We start from the raw sequence: 14,242 nt of genomic DNA, 5'->3' as shown, positions 1-14,242 counted from the left end.
TCAGAACCCTTGCTGCGTCGTCAGGTCGGCGCCCATCAGGTAGTTCAGCCGGGCCCAGGCCCGCAGGAACTCCGCCTCGTAGAAGGCCACCTGGGCGCGGGATTCGTTCACCCGTAGCTGACGCGCGGCCACGGCCAGATCGACGCTTTCCCCGGAGGAGACCCGGTTGCGTTCCACCTCCAGCGCGCGGGAGGCGTGGTAGGCGGCGTTCTTCGACTGGCGGATTGCCTTCGACAGCTCGCCGAGGCGGGCATGGGCGGTGCGGATCTCCGTTTCCACGGACCGCTTGCGGGCGTGGTAGCGCAGCGCGGCGGTGCGCACCTCCATCCGCTTGGTCGGTTCGGACAGGCCGGTGCCGTTGGCGTTGAAGATCGGGATCGTCAGGCTGACGCCGACGGTTTCATCCACGGTGAGGGAGCCGCCGCCGAAGCGGCTGTTAGAACGATCCTCGCGTTCGATCGTGGCATAGGCCTCCAGCACCGGCGAAATGTCAGAGGCATGGGCCTCCTTGCGCTCGAACTCGGTGCTGACCACCTGCAGGGCCGCGCTCATGATCGCGGGGTTGTTTTCCAGCGCGGTGCTGACCGCCTGTTCGACGTTCACCCGGCCCGGCGCGTTCAGCAGATCATCGGGGAAGTCGAGCGGCGCCAGATCCGACACCACCAGCCCGGTCAGCTGTGACAGGTTGCTGAGCGCCTCGGCCCGACGGGCGCTTTCCAGCGATTCCTCGGCGGCAATCGTGTCACGCTCGCTGCGCAGCGAGGAGGATTGCAAGACGTTGCTCAGCCCGGTGTCGACCAGCGCACCCTGGCTGTTGATCTGCCGGTTCAGCAGGTAGCGGCGTTCCTGCAGCGACGCGATGCGGGCCTTGGCCTGGCTGGCCACGATGTAGTTGTCGAAGACCTCGAAGACAACATCGCGCACGGCGGCGATGTAATCGACCTCGGCCCCGGACTGCACGCTTTTCGCCCGCTGCACCCGGTAGCGCCGGGCGGGATCGAAGAGCGGCTGCACAAGGCTGGCCGAGGAGGTGGCCACGGGGTAGTTCGCCTTGCCGCGCTCGAAGACGGCGTTGTCGGAATCGCGCACGTTCTGGCGGACACCGTCGTAGGAGAAGTTGATGTAGACCTGCGGCAGCCGCGCGTAGATGGCGCGCATCCGCTCGGCATCCGCCTGGTTGATTGCCTGGGCCGCGTGGCCGATCGTCGGGTTGCGCGCCAGGGCGTTCTCGATCAGCGCGTTCATCGGCACGGCAGCGGCGCCGGTGTTGACGGTCGTGGTATAGGTGCCGATGGCCTTTTCCTGGCGTTCCAGCACCTCGGCCAGATCTTCGTCCAGCAGCGCCCGCGTTTCGGCGTCCGGCCCCTGGTCCAGCAGCGACTTCAGGTTGTTTCCACTCGACGCATCATGCTGGCAGCCCGCCAGAACGATGCCCGCCACGACAGCCGCGAGGGCCCGTTGTCCAATGCTCATGCTCTTCCGCTCCGCGGCTTTGCCGCCCTCTGTCCTGCCCGTTGCCGCATGGCTCCGGCAGACGTCTGCCGGCCTGCCCCGGGCTTGTCGGCATTAATTTGCCGCCCCAATCTCACCCTCACTTTTCGTTGAGACTGGCTTGATTTCAAGCTGCAAGGCATTCGGTGGAATGGATTTTTCTCCACACGGGGCGCACCGGCTGCAACCCGTCTCACCGTCCGCCTCAGGGTCAACGCTGCCGGAGGGTTGCGCCAACGGCGGAAAATCTCCGACCCCACCTAAAAAGGTCACTTGCGAAGCGCGTCAAAAATCAAGGACTTACACGAACGATTTATCTTTTTGAAACCCGCGCGGAAAGTTCACCGGGACGGCACAACCTATACGCTTGCGTCTTGTTCCCTGACGCCGCGCCTTTCGTGCTAAGCGCGGCCAAAAAGTCACAGCCGAGCCTAAATAGGGGATATGGTCCTTCGGAGCCTTCCTCGCCCACGGCGAATAGTTGTCCGGGCGTCAAATCTTAGCCCGGCCGATCCGCGCGGCACAGGCGCCATGGCAAGGGCCGGTTCCCACCCCATGCAACCTGCTAACCGCGGCCGGAGCGGAACGTCAGTCGGCGTCGTCCGATGCGCGTTCCGCATCGGAGGAGATCGCATACCGTCGCATCTTGTCGTTCAGGGTGCGCCGTGGAATCCCGAGCGCCTCCGCTGCACGCAGCGTGTTGCCCGCGTGGGCGTCCAGAACCGCCGAAATCTCCCGCGCCTCGAATTCCGCGACGCGATCGGCCAGTGTCATCGGGGACGATCGGGGGGCGCCGGTGCCTTCAAGTTCAACCAGCCCCAGGGCATAGGCCTCGGCGCTTGATTTCAGCTCGCGCACGTTGCCGACCCAGGCCTGGCGCTTGAGCTTCTGCAGCAGGGCCCAGGGCAGCGTCGGATCCTCGCGGCCATAGCGGCGGGCGGCCAGCTGCGCGTAATGGGCGAAGATCAGCGGGATGTCCTCACCGGCCTCGCGCAGGGTGGGCGTGGTCAGCTCCGCCCCCGCCAGCCGGAAGAAGAGGTCCGGACGGAAGGTGTCGAGCAGGCGCAGGTTGGTTTTCGTCGTTGCGATCACCCGCACATCCAGCGGCCGCGCCACCGTGTCGCCCAGGCGTTCGAAACAGCGTTCCTGAAGAACCCGCAACAGCTTGGCCTGGATGGCCACCGGCATCGTTTCGACCTCATCCAGCATCAGGGTGCCACCATGGGCGGCCTCCAGCTTGCCCGCGCGGCCCTCGGCATCATGGGCCAGGGCTCCTTCCCCGTGGCCAAAGAGGATGGTTTCGGCCATCGCTTCGGGCAGGGCCGCGCAGTTCAGTGCCACGAAGGGGCCGCCGGCGCGCGTGCTCGCGGCGTGGATGGCCCGGGCGGCCAGCTCCTTGCCCGTCCCTGTCTCGCCGGTGATGAGCACATCGAGGTCGACGGAGGCGAGCACCGAGATACGCTTGCGGAACTGCTGCATTGCCCGCGACCGGCCAAGGATACTGTCGTCGGCCCGCTCGATCAGGACCTGTTGCAGGCGCGCGACCTCCTTGCGGGCGGCCTGAGCCTCCAGCGTGCGGCGCACGACCGCCAGCAGATGCGCGGAATCGTAGGGCTTCTCCAGGAAGTCTTCGGCCCCCGCGCGCATCGCGTCGACGGCATGGACCACATCGCCATGGCCGGTCAGCAGCACGACGGGCACGCCGTGATGCTGTTGACGCAACTCCTTGAGAAGGGCGATGCCATCCATGCCCGGCATGCGCAGGTCACTGATGACCAGATCCGGCTGCTTCGGCATCGCGGCCAGGGCCGGGGCCGCCGCGTCGAAGGTCTCCACCCCGTAGCCCGAGGCCTCAAGCAGATCGGCGAGGGCCGACAGGTGGTCCTCGTCGTCATCCACGATGAAAATGCTGGCGTTCATGCGGCCTGGGCTTCCTTGGCAGGGGCCAGAGGCAAGGTGACCGTCACCCGTGTGCCCTGGCCGAGATCGGAGGTGATATCGAGCGTGCCGTCGAAATCTGACAGGATCGCCTTGCAGATCGCAAGGCCGAGGCCAAGGCTTTCGCCGGTCATCTTGGTCGAGAAGAAGGGTTCGGTGACATCGGGCAGGTCCGTCTCGGCGATGCCGTTGCCAGTGTCGGCCACGCACAGCCGGGCCTGGCCGTTCCCGGTCGTCAAGGTGACGGTGATCTGGGCGTCGGGCATCCCGGCCACCGCATCGAGGGCATTCAGCAGCAGATTGGCCACGACCTGTTCCATCCGGACGGCGCCGGCCAGCACCTCGACCTTCTCCTCCGGCGGCTGGAACAGCGGCGTGACCCCGATGTCGCGTGCCCGCGGCGAGACCAATTCAAGCGCCGAGGCCACCGGCCCCCTCAGGTCGATCAGCGAGCGTTCCGCCACATCCTTGCGCGCGAAGCTCCGCAGGTGCTTGGTTGTCCGCTGCATGCGGCGGATCAACCCGCGCGCCTTGCCCAGGCGCCGTGTCGTGGCCGCATCCGCCTTGTCCACGCCAAGCTCCGCCGCCGACAGGGTGGCCTCCATCGCCGCGAGGGGCTGGCTGATCTCGTGCACGATCGCGGCGGACATGCGCCCCAGGGCCGCCATCTTCTCCGTGTGGACCAGCGCCTCCTGCGTGGCGCGCAGGTCGATCTCCACCTGGGTGCGCGCCTCCACTTCCCGGGCCAGATCGGCGGTGCGGGCACGCACCATGGTTTCCAGTTTCTCGGACTGCGACAGGCGCAGGGCGATGATCTGACGGCGCTGGTCCCAGGCCTTGACCATCGCGACCATCGCCAGGGTCGCAAGCGCCGCCAGAGCCCCGGCCCCAAGCGCCACCATCCGCAGCCCGGCGGTGGAGCGGGCGGCGATCACCTGCCAGCCGGTGGACGGCATGGCGGAGATGCGGCCGATCCAGCCTTCCCCGGTCACGTCCCTTTCCTCGGGGGGCGCCGCCAGAAGCGGCGGGGCCGTCGCCAGCTCGGTGCCCTCATAGGCGCGCGTGAGCTGCAGCTCGGCCAGGACATGGGGACCGGGCGGCGTCAGCGCACGGTATTCCCAATCCGGCCGCGCCGACAGGAAGACGACGCCGTTCTCGTCAGCCAGGGCCACATCGGCATCGGCCGTGCGCCAGATGGCCTGCAAGGCGCCCAGGTCCATCTTGACGGCCAGCACGCCGCGCGCGCCCGCCGCGTCGACCCGGGTGGCCAGGAAATAGCCCGGCACCCCGGTGGTCACCCCGATGCCGTAGAACCGCCCCTGCCCCTGCGCCATCGCGTCCTTGAAGTAGGGCCGGAAGGCGTAGTTTTCCCCGATGAAGCTGCTCGGCTGGTTCCAGTTCGAGGCCGCAATCGTCTCGCCCCGGGCGTCGATCAGGTACAACTGCTCCGCCTGGGCATGCACCGCGATCCGTTCCAGGTAGCGGTTGGCCTCCTGCAGGGGGCCGCTGCCGGACAGTGCGTTGCGCACCCGCATGTCCTCGGCTGCGACCGCGGGCAGAGAGCGCAGGCGCTCCACCTCCGCCTCCACGGCCCGTTCGGTCAGCAGCAGGGTCTGGTCCAGCTGCTTGCGCGCCGTGCCGAGGGCGAGGTTCTGCGCGACAGCCCAGACCAGCACCCCCACAAGGCCCGCAAGAAGAAGAGGCCGGACCAGCGTCATGGGGTCAGCCGTTCGACAGGCCCCGCGCCCAGGGCGGGCCGCCGGGCAGATCCTTCTCGCGGCGTGCCTGCAGCCAGTTCAGACCCAGCAGGAGGACCACCAGGACGAAGCCTGCCGCCTCGACCAGCAGGTCGGGCCAGAACAGGGCGACGACCCCGGGCAGGAGCAGCACGCGCATCCAGAGCGCCATCGGGCGCCACAGGAACCCTTCGAGCACCGCGGCAAAAGCCACGAGCCCGAGGATCGCCAGCGCCCCGCCCCAGATCACCAGCGGCAGGGGGCCGCCGACGATGATCTCTTCGTTGAACACCATGAACAGCGGGATCAGGTAGAGGCCCTTGGCGTATTTCCATGCCTGAACGCTCGTCTCCATCGGTTTGGATCCCGCAATCGCGGCGCCGGCGAACCCGGCGAGGGCCACGGGCGGCGTCACGTTGCTGTCCTGAGAATACCAGAACACGACCAGATGCGCGATCAGCAGCGGGATGCCGAACTCCTCGGTCAGCGCCGGCCCCACCAGGATGATCAGCACGATGTAGGCCGCCGTCACCGGCAGGCCCATGCCCAGCACCAGGCTGGCCAGCAGGACGAGGATCAGCGCCAGCACGATGTTGCCGCCCGAGAAGGCGATCATCATGGCCGAGAATTTCAGCCCCAGGCCGGTCAGCCCGACGACCCCCACGATGATCCCCGCCACGGCACAGGCGACGGAGACGGCGACGGCATTGCGCGCACCGAGGTCCAGCGCCTCGAAGGTCAGCTTGATCCCACGCTTGAGCATTGCGACGAAGCCCGACGCGGTCGGTCCGGAGGCCAGGAAGGTCCAGAGCGCCCGCGCCGAGGCGGCCGCGATGATCGACAGGATCGCATAGAAGCCGACCCGCATCGGTGAATAGCCGGCCACCAGCAGAGCAACCAGCACGACGAGCGGCAAGAGGAAATGCCAGCCTTCGGCCAGGACCTTGCGGGTGTGGGGCAGATCCTCGGCGGACAGGCCCTTCATGCCCTGCTTCACCGCCGCGATATGCACCAGCAGGTAGACCGCGCCGAAATACAGCACCGCGGGAAAGATCGAGATCAGGACGATCTCGACATAGGGCACACGGGTAAATTCGCTCATCAGGAAGGCGCCGGCCCCCATCAATGGCGGCATGATCTGCCCGCCGGTCGAGGCGGCGGCCTCGATCCCGCCAGCCTGGGCCGGTCGGTAGCCCAGCTTCTTCATCAGCGGGATGGTGAAGGCCCCGGTCGTGACCACGTTGGCGATGGCGGAGCCGGAGATCGAGCCCATGCCCGCGCTGGCAATCACCGCGGCCTTGGCCGGGCCGCCGCGCTGCTTGCCGGCGGCGGCATAGGCCAGGTCGATGAAGAACTTGCCCGCGCCGGTCACTTCCAGGAAGGCGCCGAACAGCACGAAGATGAAGACGAAGGTGGCCGCAACGCCCAGGGGAATGCCGAAGATCCCCTCGGCCCCGAGGGTCATCTGGCTGGCCAGGCGATCCAGCGAATAGCCGCGATGGTTCAGGATGCCGGGCATCCAGTCGGCCAGGAAGGGCAGTTCGCCGCGGTTGCCGGCAAAGGCATAGCAGATGAAGACGACGCCGATCACCGTCATGCCAAGGCCGACGGCGCGGCGGGCGGCCTCCAGCACGACGATGACAGTCGCGACGCCCATGACGATGTCGGTGGTGCGGGGGAAGATCTGGTTGGCGATGGTGTCGATGTTCATCGGCACCCAGGCCCCGGCGCCGATGCTCATCACGATCAGGATGCCGTCGATGACCCAGCCTGTCACGCCCCGCGGCCGGTGGCGCCCGAAGGCCGGGTAGATCAGGAAACACAGGACCAGGACGAAACCCAGGTGAATGGGGCGCTGGAAGAACAGCCCCAACGGCTGCACGCCGGCGGTGTAGAGTTGAAAGAGCGACAGGGCGATCCCGATCACCGTGATGGCCCGCACGACCATCTTCGGCTGTTCAATCGGCAAAAGGGTGTCGTCAGTGGTCGAACTCATTGGCCCTCATTCCTTTCCAGAGCGATCCGCACCCTTTGATGCGTCGCGACCGCCGACAGGGAGACAATCGCGTCTCCGACCTGCAGGCGGTGGTTTACGGGACCCGCACCGGGACGCAGGACATAGGCGTCTCCCGGAACGGGCTCATTGATGTCGAGAATGAAATAGCCGCCCTGCCCGTCGGAGACCTGCCGCCCGCGCCCGGGGATATGGTCCAGTCCGGCCGCGAAATCAGGCAGGTGCGCGCGAACCAGGACCATGTGGCCTGCCTGGTTCTGGTAACAGTCGGACACCGGGAACCCCTGAACCGAATGGTTCCAGAGCACGCACCACTCCTGCCCCTCGGCAACATCGAAACGGGCGAACTCGGTGCCGTCTTCAAGCGTGGCGGTCAGCGCCTCCGCCCCCACCGGGACCGGCAGCAGCAGAAGAAGGAGGAGAGGGAGTGCTTTCACTCCCCCTCCCCCGATCGTCCCGATCATGGACGCAGTTTGTCCGGAACGGTGGAACCGATCTCTTCGTAGTAGCGGATGGCGCCGGGGTGCAGCGGCACCGGAGTGGCCGACAGGGCGAATTCGACGGTCGTCTCACGCGCTGCCGGGTGCACCGCGCGCAAGTCCTCGATGTGCTCGTACATCGCCTTGGTGATGGCATAGGCCACGTCATCGGACATCTCGGAGGAGACCGTCAGCACGTTCGGGATCCCCAGCACGGTGATGTCCTCGTCGACGCCGTTGTAGCTGCCGCCCGCGAGGGTGGTCTTGGCGAAGGTGTCGTGCTGCGCCATGGCGGCGTCCAGCTCGGCCTCGGTCAGCGCAATGATCGTGATGTCCTGCGTCGTCGCGAGGTTCAGGATCGACGAGGTCGGCGCGCCCACGGACCAGAAGCCGACGTCGATATCGCCGTTGGCCAGCGCATCGGCGGTCTCGTTGAAGTTCAGGCGCTGTTCCTCGATGTCATCATAGCTGATGCCGTTGGCTTCGAGGATCGCGTTGGTGTTCACCTCGGTGCCGGAGCCCGGTGCGCCAACGGAAACGCGCTTGCCGGGCAGATCCGCGAGCGAGGTCACGCCGGAGCCTTCGAGGGCCACGATCTGCACCATGTTGGCGTAGAGCGAGCCCAGGCCACGGATCATCGGCAGTTCCTGGCCTTCAAAACGGCCGGTGCCGGAATAGGCCTGCGCCACGGTGTCGGCCAGGCCGATGGCCAGGTCCGCGTCGCCCCGGGCGATCAGGCCCATGTTCTCGACCGACGCGCCGGTGACTTCGGCGGTCGCGGCATAGCCCTCGATGTGGTTGTTGATGATTTCCGCCAGGCCACCGCCCATCGGATAGTAGACGCCGCCGGTGCCACCGGTCGCGATGGACAGCTGGGTTTGCGCCATTGCCGGCGCGCCAAAGCCGATCGCCGCCGCACAGGCAGCGCCCAGCAGGCCAAAGGTCCGGCGGTTTACAGAATAACTCATGGTCGTCCTCCCTTGTCGGGCATTTTGCCCAAAATTGTCCCGACTCCTCTTCGAGATGGCGGAAGCCTCGCGCATTTAGAGGGGGGACGTCAGCCAAAAACTGACAAAAAACGCGAAGTTTCGTGGCAGGACACCGCCAGCCCCGGGGCAGAAATCCGCCAGACCCCGCCAGGCGGCCAGGCAAAGAGCCGCCTGTCCAGGGTCTGCTGCGGTGTACGCGGGGGGCTCCTCCGACCGGTCCGGGACAGGCCCGGGGTCCCCTCTAGCTCCACGCACGGAGACGGGTGGCTCAGACGCTGCGGATCATGCCGCCGTCGCAGCGCATCATGCTGCCGGTCACATAGCTGGCCGGATCGCTGCACAGGAAGGCGCCGACCGCGCCGAATTCCTCAACCGTGCCGTAGCGCCCGGCGGGGATGGTCGCCCGCGAGGCCGCGCGGACCTCTTCCACGGGTTTGCCCTGGCGTTCCGCCGCGGCACCGTCCAGCTGATCGACGCGGGCCGTGTGGATTCGACCCGGCAGCAGCATGTTGCAGGTTACCCCTTCGCCGGCGACCTCGGTCGCCAGTGTCTTGTTCCATCCCACCAGGGCGCCGCGCAGGGTGTTGGACAGCGACAGGTTGGGGATCGGCTGTTCCACCCCGGAGGAAGCGATGGTCAGCACCCGCCCCCAGCCCTGGGCGCACATGCCCGGCAGCAGAAGGCCGGTCAGTTCAATCACCGAGGCCACCATGGCCTGCGCCTGGGCCAGCAGGTCGGCGGCGGCGATGTCCCGCGCCGGGCCGGGCTTCGGGCCGCCGGTGTTGTTCACCAGAATGTCCACCCCGCCGAACCGCTCCTGCACCTCGGCCGCCAGCCGGGTGGCGAAATCAGGGGCGGACAGATCCACCGTCAGCCAGTCGGCCTGGCCCGCGCCACGCGCGTTGATCGCGGCCGCTGCCTCGGCCAGGGCCGTTTTGTCCCGCCCCGTCAGCATCACGCGCGCCCCTTCGGCGGCCAGCGCCTCGGCCACGCCCAGCCCGAGGCCGCGCGACGAGGCCAGCACCAGCGCGCGGCGGTTCTTCAAACCCAGATCCATCTCATCTCTCCTTCAGCCGGTTCTCGGTCCGGCGCATCAGTCGTTCCAGTTCCTCGATGTCCCGCGCCGCCAGTCGCGGCCCGGGGGCGCGGGTCGCGGCACAGGCGATGGCGCCGCGCCGCATCAGGATGTGCTTGCGCAGGGCCAGCCCCCAGCCCGGCTGCTGCTCATGGCGCAGGATCGGCAGGTAGCGGTCGAAAAGATCCTCGGCCGCCTCGACCTGCCCTGCCGCGTGCAGGGCGACGGTCTGCACCAGCGCCTCGGGATAGGCGAAGCCGGTCATCGCCCCGTCCGCGCCCCGAGCCAGTTCCTGTGGCAGGTAAAGCCCGCCATTGCCGCACAGGATCGACAGACGGGCCACCGCCGGATCCGCTTCCTGCTCGCGCAGTGCCGAGATCTTGGTCAGCCCCGGCCAGTCCTCATGTTTCAACATGACCATCTGCGGCAGATCCTGCGACAGCCGCCGGATCAGCGCAGGCGACACCACCACCCCGGTCGACAGGGGAAAGTCCTGGTAGACCAGCGGCACGTCGGCCCCCAGACCCTGGGCCGCCGCATGGAAATAGCCCTCGATCCGATCCTCGCGCGCCGGGCCGCGTGTGGGCGCCACCATGACTCCGGCCGCGCCCCGCTCCATCGCGTAGCGCCCGAGTGCACAGAGGCTGGCCAGGCCCGGGTCCGACACGCCCACAACGACAGGCAGGTCGGTGCGCCCCAGGACGCGGTCAACGACCTGGTGCCGCTCCTCCGGGCTCAGCTTGTCGGCCTCCCCCATCATGCCGAGGATGGTGATCCCGGTCACGCCGTGGCCCTCGTAGAAGGCGACGAGCCGATCCAGACTGTCGAAATCCACGGCCCCGCTTTCGGTGAAGGGCGTGGCGGCGATGATGTAGACCCCGCGGCTCCGACGGGTGAGCAGCGCGCCCATCCGTCAGTTCGCGAAGATGCCGGAGGTGTCGGCGAAGCCCTTGATCTCGATCGGGTTGCCGGACGGATCGAAGAAGAACATCGTGCGCTGTTCGCCTGGTTCGCCGGCAAAACGAACCACCGGCGGGATGTCGAAGGCGACGCCCTTTTCCTCCAGCCGGGCGGCCAGCGCCTTCCAGTCGTCCAGGCCCAGCACGGCGCCCATGTGGGGCATCATCACCATATGCTCACCCACCTTGCCGGTGCGCGTCGTCTCGAAGGGCTTGCCCAGGTGCAGTGACAGTTGGTGGCCGAAGAAATCGAAATCGACCCAGGTTTCGGTCGAGCGCCCTTCGGCGCAGCCCAGGACGTCGCCGTAGAAGCGGCGGGTTTCATCCAGGTCGGTGACATGCAGGGCAAGGTGGAAAACTGACTTCATGGGGAGGGCTCCGGGTTTGGTCTTGTCTTGGGGTAGCCAATCATCAGAGAAAGGAAAAACGAATTTTCCTTCCTCCCAGCGAAAGAAAAACTGTTGGACACGCGATTTCTGGAAAGTCTTCTGGCGGTGATCGACCATGGCTCGATCGCCGCGGCGGCGCAGATCCAGGCCCTGACGCCGGCGGCCGTCAGCCAGAGGATCCAGGTGCTGGAACGAGAGCTGGGTCGGACCCTGCTGGAGCGGAAGGCCAACGCCTCCGGCCCCTCGGCGGCCTGTCGCGACCTGCTGCCGGCCATGCGGCGCCTGGTGCAGCAGGCGCAGGACCTGCGCCGCGCCGCCGACCCCGGGCTGGCCCGCGGCGTGTTCCGGCTGGGGGCGATTTCCACGATGTTGACCGCAGAGATCCCCAAGCTGCTGCCGGAGCTGCGCGACAGCGCGCCCGGGCTGGAACTTCAGATCACGCCCGGCACCTCTGCCGCGCTCTACGAGGCGGTGCGGGCGGGCGAGTTGCTCGCGGCGCTGATCGTGACCCCGCCCTTTCCCCTGCCCGTCGGTCTGCAGCAGCATCCGCTACGCCGCGAGCCGCTGCGCCTGCTGCTGCCCGAAGGCCACCCGGCCCGCACCGCCGAAGCGGCCTTCGACGATCTTCCGCAGATCGCCTACGATCCCGAAAGCTGGGGCGGCCAGATCGCCGCGCGCTACCTGGCCGATCACGGGGTCACGCCGCAGGTGCTTTGCGCCCTCGACAGCCTGGAGGTCATCTCGGACCTGGTCGCCAGCGGCATCGGGGCCGCGCTGGTGCCCGACTGGGCCGGGTTGCAAGGGGCGCACCCCCTGCCCGATGGCGCCGCTTACCAACGCCACCTCGTGCTGCTGACACCGGCCACGCCCGAGAGGGCGGCTGCGCAGCAGGCGATCCTGCGGTCTTTGCTCAGTAGCCGTCCTGACGGCTGACAAGGTGCAGGAAGGGCAGGCCCGCCTCACCCCGACAGATGTTCTCGGCGATCACCCGACCGGCGGTCTCGGCCCGCACCAGCGAGGCCACATGCGGGCTGACGGTGATCTTCGGATGGGCGCGGAACGGATGATCCTCGGGCAACGGCTCGATGCGGAAAGTGTCCAGCGTCGCATGGCCCAGGTGCCCGTCGTCCAGCGCCGCGATCAGCGCGGCGTCGTCGATCACGGCCCCTCGCCCCGGGTTGATGACCACGCCCCCGAGGGCCAGACGCGCCAGGGTCTCGGCGTTCAGCAGGTTTTCCGTCTGCGGCGTCGTTGGCAACAGGCAGACGGCGATCTCCGTGCCGGCCAGCACGGTCTCCAGCCCTTCGGGGCCATGGTGACAGGTCACCCCGTCGAGGGCCTTGGGCCGCCGACTCCAGCCATGGACGTCGAAATTCAGCGCAGACAGGGCCTGGGCGCAGGCGCCGCCCAATTCCCCAAGGCCCAGCACCGCCACCCGGCGCTGCCGCGCCAGCCGTGGCGCGACCTGGTTCCAGCCGGAGGACGACAGGATGTAACGGTCCATGCCCACATGATGACGCAGCACATGGGCCACCACGTATTCCACCATGCCCTCGCGCTGACCCGGATCAACCATGCGGGCGAGGGGCAATGTCAACGTCGGGTTCTGCAGCACTCGGTCGACACCGGCCCAGATAGACAGGGCCGCCCTGGCCCGCACGAACCCCGAAAAGTCGGTAATCAGGTCATTGGGCGCGAAGACGAGGTAGTCGACCTCCGCCGGATCCATCTCCCGGCGGATCACCGTGGGCAGCTTCGCCTCCTGCAGCGCGGCGGTGAGGACGGGGAGAAAGGAGTCGTAGAAGACGTCCGGGGCGGAAAACAGAACTTGAACCGTGCGGTCAGGCGACATGCGGGCGCTCCTGGGGCTTGCGTCATCAACGCCTTTTCCACCGCGGCAGAGGATTCTCAAAATCCTGCCCGGGCCGACGACGCGAAATCCCCGGCCAGAGCCCCGTTTCCGGCCCTCAAGCTGACCAAGATGAGAGCGAAACGCCCAAAATTTCTCCACCACCGCTTTGCGGGACAGGCCACGACAGGCCGCCACACAGAGACAATGCGCCCGCGTCGTACAGTCGGCAGCGTGAGATTTTAATCATTCTTGTCAGATGATTAAGGAGAACCTCCTTGGGGACAGCAACCTATCCGAAACCGGATAGTATAATTTGGGCTTATACATTTAGTCGCTAGATAATCCCGTTTTATCTGGCCTCCTGTCCCTCGCCGCCCCGAGTTTGGCGGCACAGCGCACTCGACGATGCGCGATCCAACAGGAGACCCACCTTGACCTTCAAACTCGCATCCCTCGGCCTTGCCGCCGCCCTGCTGACCTCCACCGCCGCCCTTGCCGAAGGGGAGCCCCCCGCGGAAGTCGCGCCGATCCAGGCCGACGGCTATGAGGCCGGCATCGACGGCACCTTCGCCCCCCATGCCTTCCCCTCCCTCGACGGTGGCATCCAGGGCTTCAACGTCGACCTCGCCGCGGCCATGGCCGAGAAGCTGGGCGTCGACATCGAGATCGTCCCCGGCCAGTACACCGGCCTCTTCCCCGCCCTGCATTCCGGCACCTTCGACTATATCGCCGCACCGACCACGGTGACCGAGGAACGGTCCAAGACCATGCTCTTCACCGAAGGGTTCATGGAGACCAACTTCGGCTTCGCCACCCTGACCGGCTCGGACATCGACAGCGTCGAGGACCTGCAGGGCAAGACCGTCACCGCCAACAAGGGCTCTCTCTACGAGACCTGGCTGACCGAGAAGGCCGAGGAAATGGACCTGACCGTGCTGACCTTCGGCACCCAGGCCGATGCCTTCGAAGCCGTCACCTCGGGCCGAGCCGACGCCAGCATGGCCGGCATGACCGTGACCGCCTGGGCCGGACAGCAGAACCCGCGCCTGGAGTTCGCCTTCCAGATCAACACCGGCCTCAGCTGGGCCCTGCCCTTCCGTCGTGACGACTACGCCACGCGCAACCTCTTCGACTCGGTCCTGGAATGCCTGAAGACCGACGGCACCATGGCCGCCCTGTCGGAGAAGTGGTTCGGCCTGACTCCCGAGGAGGGCGAGCTGATCGTCACCCCCGACGCCGGCTATGGCACCCCGGGCTTCGAAGGCTACCAGCCCGACGAACATGAGGTGTCCTGCACCTTCGAGTGATCGCGGTCACTCC

General features: G+C 67.3%; 12 protein-coding genes. 2 read left to right on the top strand and 10 right to left on the bottom strand.

The genetic code is table 11. The features are described from left to right. The 9 genes from LC066_RS17345 to LC066_RS17305 form a co-directional block, all read right to left on the bottom strand. Positions 1-1,473 carry a TolC family protein gene (locus LC066_RS17345; protein WP_224901646.1) on the bottom strand — a complete coding sequence of 491 codons (1,473 nt, stop codon included), beginning with the start codon at positions 1,471-1,473 and terminating at the stop codon, positions 1-3. 606 nt (positions 1,474-2,079) lie between these two features. After that, the gene (locus LC066_RS17340; RefSeq protein WP_224901643.1) at positions 2,080-3,411 is read right to left on the bottom strand and encodes a sigma-54-dependent transcriptional regulator; all 1,332 of its coding nucleotides are present in this window, start codon (positions 3,409-3,411) and stop codon (positions 2,080-2,082) included. Then, the gene (locus LC066_RS17335; protein WP_224901640.1) at positions 3,408-5,147 is read right to left on the bottom strand and encodes a sensor histidine kinase; all 1,740 of its coding nucleotides are present in this window, start codon (positions 5,145-5,147) and stop codon (positions 3,408-3,410) included. The genes LC066_RS17340 and LC066_RS17335 overlap by 4 nt, the downstream gene beginning before the upstream one ends. A gap of 4 nt (positions 5,148-5,151) precedes the next feature. Next, positions 5,152-7,161, bottom strand: a complete 2,010-nt coding sequence (locus tag LC066_RS17330; RefSeq protein WP_224901637.1) for a TRAP transporter permease — start codon at positions 7,159-7,161, stop codon at positions 5,152-5,154. Continuing rightward, complete coding sequence (locus LC066_RS17325) at positions 7,158-7,643, bottom strand: DUF1850 domain-containing protein (protein WP_224901634.1); 486 nt, start codon at positions 7,641-7,643, stop codon at positions 7,158-7,160. The genes LC066_RS17330 and LC066_RS17325 overlap by 4 nt, the downstream gene beginning before the upstream one ends. Continuing rightward, the gene (locus LC066_RS17320; protein ID WP_224901631.1) at positions 7,640-8,626 is read right to left on the bottom strand and encodes a TAXI family TRAP transporter solute-binding subunit; all 987 of its coding nucleotides are present in this window, start codon (positions 8,624-8,626) and stop codon (positions 7,640-7,642) included. The genes LC066_RS17325 and LC066_RS17320 overlap by 4 nt, the downstream gene beginning before the upstream one ends. Before the next feature lie 289 nt (positions 8,627-8,915). Continuing rightward, the gene (locus LC066_RS17315; protein WP_224901629.1) at positions 8,916-9,704 is read right to left on the bottom strand and encodes an SDR family oxidoreductase; all 789 of its coding nucleotides are present in this window, start codon (positions 9,702-9,704) and stop codon (positions 8,916-8,918) included. A 1-nt stretch (position 9,705) separates the two neighbouring features. Further along, positions 9,706-10,632 carry a dihydrodipicolinate synthase family protein gene (locus tag LC066_RS17310; RefSeq protein WP_224901626.1) on the bottom strand — a complete coding sequence of 309 codons (927 nt, stop codon included), beginning with the start codon at positions 10,630-10,632 and terminating at the stop codon, positions 9,706-9,708. A 3-nt stretch (positions 10,633-10,635) separates the two neighbouring features. Next, positions 10,636-11,049, bottom strand: coding sequence for a VOC family protein (locus LC066_RS17305; protein ID WP_085887696.1), 414 nt, complete (start codon positions 11,047-11,049; stop codon positions 10,636-10,638). A 93-nt stretch (positions 11,050-11,142) separates the two neighbouring features. On the opposite strand from LC066_RS17305, the gene LC066_RS17300 reads away from it, so the two are divergent. Beyond that, a complete protein-coding gene (locus tag LC066_RS17300) occupies positions 11,143-12,003 on the top strand; it encodes a LysR substrate-binding domain-containing protein (protein WP_224901623.1) in 861 nt (286 codons plus the stop codon). Here the strand turns inward: LC066_RS17300 and LC066_RS17295 are convergent. Beyond that, the gene (locus LC066_RS17295; protein ID WP_224901620.1) at positions 11,981-12,922 is read right to left on the bottom strand and encodes a 2-hydroxyacid dehydrogenase; all 942 of its coding nucleotides are present in this window, start codon (positions 12,920-12,922) and stop codon (positions 11,981-11,983) included. The two genes, LC066_RS17300 and LC066_RS17295, sit on opposite strands and share 23 nt — an antisense overlap. Positions 12,923-13,353: 431 nt before the next feature. Here LC066_RS17295 and LC066_RS17290 point away from each other — a divergent pair, with 431 nt between their 5' ends. Continuing rightward, positions 13,354-14,229, top strand: coding sequence for a transporter substrate-binding domain-containing protein (locus LC066_RS17290; protein WP_224901617.1), 876 nt, complete (start codon positions 13,354-13,356; stop codon positions 14,227-14,229). Positions 14,230-14,242 lie beyond the last annotated feature (13 nt).

The organism is Pseudooceanicola marinus, from assembly GCF_020177265.1.
In the GTDB taxonomy this organism is placed as follows: Bacteria; Pseudomonadota; Alphaproteobacteria; order Rhodobacterales; family Rhodobacteraceae; genus Pseudooceanicola; species Pseudooceanicola marinus_A.
This window is presented reverse-complemented; position numbering and strand designations above follow the sequence as displayed.

Bases quoted from the DNA above. Each gene is read 5' to 3' on its own strand.
- LC066_RS17345 (WP_224901646.1), bottom strand. From the start codon at position 1,473: ATGAGCATTGGACAACGGGCCCTCGCGGCTGTCGTGGCGGGCATCGTT.
- LC066_RS17340 (WP_224901643.1), bottom strand. From the start codon at position 3,411: ATGAACGCCAGCATTTTCATCGTGGATGACGACGAGGACCACCTGTCG.
- LC066_RS17335 (WP_224901640.1), bottom strand. From the start codon at position 5,147: ATGACGCTGGTCCGGCCTCTTCTTCTTGCGGGCCTTGTGGGGGTGCTG.
- LC066_RS17330 (WP_224901637.1), bottom strand. From the start codon at position 7,161: ATGAGTTCGACCACTGACGACACCCTTTTGCCGATTGAACAGCCGAAG.
- LC066_RS17325 (WP_224901634.1), bottom strand. From the start codon at position 7,643: ATGATCGGGACGATCGGGGGAGGGGGAGTGAAAGCACTCCCTCTCCTC.
- LC066_RS17320 (WP_224901631.1), bottom strand. From the start codon at position 8,626: ATGAGTTATTCTGTAAACCGCCGGACCTTTGGCCTGCTGGGCGCTGCC.
- LC066_RS17315 (WP_224901629.1), bottom strand. From the start codon at position 9,704: ATGGATCTGGGTTTGAAGAACCGCCGCGCGCTGGTGCTGGCCTCGTCG.
- LC066_RS17310 (WP_224901626.1), bottom strand. From the start codon at position 10,632: ATGGGCGCGCTGCTCACCCGTCGGAGCCGCGGGGTCTACATCATCGCC.
- LC066_RS17305 (WP_085887696.1), bottom strand. From the start codon at position 11,049: ATGAAGTCAGTTTTCCACCTTGCCCTGCATGTCACCGACCTGGATGAA.
- LC066_RS17295 (WP_224901620.1), bottom strand. From the start codon at position 12,922: ATGTCGCCTGACCGCACGGTTCAAGTTCTGTTTTCCGCCCCGGACGTC.